The 2,557-nt window shown below is 27.6% G+C and carries 2 protein-coding genes (1 of these 2 cut by a window edge); both read left to right on the top strand.

The window, feature by feature from the left end:
• Nucleotides 1–38: 38 nt before the first annotated feature.
• Nucleotides 39–830 (top strand): 3D domain-containing protein, encoded by a 792-nt coding sequence (locus G3997_RS04840; RefSeq protein ID WP_296648965.1) that lies wholly within the window; start codon nt 39–41, stop codon nt 828–830.
• Nucleotides 831–950: 120 nt separating this feature from the next.
• A protein-coding gene (locus G3997_RS04835; protein ID WP_296648961.1) for a phospho-sugar mutase crosses the window boundary here: on the top strand, nt 951–2,557 show its 5' portion. 136 nt of this gene lie beyond the right edge of the window; 1,607 of the gene's 1,743 nt are visible here — the first part of the coding sequence; the start codon lies at nt 951–953; its stop codon lies off the right edge, out of view.

The following is a 2,557-nucleotide window of genomic DNA, read 5'->3' as shown; positions in this document are numbered from 1 at the left end:
TATAAATAAAAAGATATTAAATTAAAAAAGGAGGATATATGAATATTAAAGAGAATAATAATAAAATAGTTGTATTTTTATTTTTGATTCTAATACTAACAATATCAATATTTTCACATTGTACATTAAAAAAAGAACAAATAAAAATAATAATGAACGGAGAAGAAATTGTAACATCTTCATTTAAAAGTACTATAAAAGAATTTCTAGATGAACAAGGTATTAAATATGATAATGATGATAAGATAACGCCAAATCTAGATACTAAGCTAAAAGACAATATTCAAATAAACATAGTAAAGGTTGATATAAAGGAACAAAAAGAATATGAAAAAGTTCCTTTTGAAATAACTATAAATGAAGATAATGATTTATCTAAAGGTAAAACCGTAATAGTTCAAAATGGAAACGATGGCGAAAAAGAAACTATCTATAAATTAATTTATGAAGATAATAAGTTGGTTGAAAAAAAGTTAGTATCAGAAAAAATTACAAAAAATCCAACTGATAAAATTGTAAATAAAGGTATAAAAGAAGATGTTGTAGTAGCTTCAAGATCTAAAAATTCAAGAAGTATGAGTGTTGTTGCAACTGCCTATTCAAGCGGTACAATAACATCAACAGGTACAAGACCTAAATGGGGAACAATAGCAGTTGATCCTAGGGTAATTCCTTATGGAACAAAAGTATATATACCTCAATTTAATATGACTTTTGTTGCAGAAGATTGTGGTGGAGCTATAAAAGGAAATAAAATAGATATATTTATGAATAGTGAATCTCAATGTATAAACTGGGGAAGAAGAACTATTGATATTTACATACAATAAATAAAATATTRWYAAAAAGATTTATTTAAATCTTTACTAAAATATTTTAAAAGTATAAAATATACATAATAAGATATATAAATATTAAACAAAATGTAATAAAATAGGGGGACTTTCATAATGAACTATATGGATAAATATCAAGAATGGCTAAATAATCCATACTTTGATCAAGAAACTAAAGAAGAACTAGCAAATTTAAAGGGTAATGAAAAAGAAATAGAGGATAGATTCTACAAAGACTTAGAATTCGGTACAGCTGGTTTAAGAGGTGTTATAGCAGCTGGAACTAATAGAATTAACATATATACAGTAAGAAGAGCTACTTTCGGTCTTGCTAATTACATAATAAAAAACACTACAGAAGAAGATAAAAATAGAGGAGTTGTAATAGCTCATGACAATAGACATATGTCTAGAGAATTTTGTATAGAAGCTGCAAATACATTAGCTGCTTGTGGTATAAAAGCATATATATTCGATTCTTTAAGAACTACTCCAGAATTATCTTTTGCTGTTAGAAATTTAAATACGATAGCTGGGATAGTTATAACTGCTAGCCACAATCCACCAGAATATAATGGATACAAAGTATACTGGGAAGATGGAGCTCAAGTAATGCCACACATTGCAAATGCTATAACTGATGAAATCAATAGTATACATGATTACAGTACAATACCTACATTAACAGATRAAAATAAAGATTTAGTTGTAATGTTAGATGAAAAAGAAGATACTGAATTTATAGAAGCTGTTAAAAAGCAAGTTATAAGAAAAGAATTAATAGAAAAAGTAGGTAAAGAATTTAAAATAGTATTTACTCCACTTTGTGGTACTGGCAATGTTCCTATAAGAAGAGCTTTATCAGAAGTTGGATTTGAAAATATATTAGTTGTTAAAGAAGAAGAGCAACCAGATCCTAATTTTGCAGGTATAGAATATCCTAATCCAGAAGAACAAAAAGCTTTAACTAGAGGAATAGAATTAGCTAAAGCAAACGGAGCTGATTTAGTTATAGCAACTGACCCTGACTGTGATAGAGTTGGTGTTGCAGTTAAAACAACTACTGGAGAATATGCACTTTTAACTGGGAATCAAATAGGTGGTCTTCTTACTAACTACATAATAGAAGGATTAAAAGAAAATGGTGAGTTAAAAGAAAACTCTACTCTTATAAAAACAATAGTTACTTCTGAATTTGGTGCAGATATTGCTAAAGCTAATAATATAGAAGTATTAAACGTATTAACTGGTTTCAAATTCATAGGAGAAAAAATAAAGTTATTTGAAAAAAATAACAATGAAAAAACTTACTTATTTGGATATGAAGAAAGTTATGGATACTTAGTAGGTACTCATGCTAGAGATAAAGATGGTGTAGTTGCTTCAGTTTTAATATCTGAAATGGCAGCTTACTACTATTCAAAAGGAATGAGCTTATATGAAGGATTAATGTCTTTATATGAAAAATACGGCTTCTTTAAAGAAAAAACTATATCTATAACATTAAAAGGGATAGAAGGATTAGCTAAGATAAAAGAGATAATGAATTACTTCAGAGAAAATGAAGTATCTTCTATGGGAGATTTTAAAGTAATAGATAGTAAAGACTATTCTAAAGGAATAGATGGACTTCCAAAAGCAGATGTATTAAAGTTCTTCTTAGAAGATGGTTCTTGGGTTGCTATAAGACCTTCTGGAACAGAGCCAAAGCTTAARTTCTA

The organism is Romboutsia sp. 13368 (assembly GCF_018336475.1).
Classification (GTDB): Bacteria; Bacillota; Clostridia; order Peptostreptococcales; family Peptostreptococcaceae; genus Romboutsia.
The sequence above is the reverse complement of the archived record's forward strand: the minus strand, read 5'-3'. Positions and strand labels throughout refer to the sequence as shown.

Bases quoted from the DNA above. Each gene is read 5' to 3' on its own strand.
- G3997_RS04840 (WP_296648965.1), top strand. From the start codon at position 39: ATGAATATTAAAGAGAATAATAATAAAATAGTTGTATTTTTATTTTTG.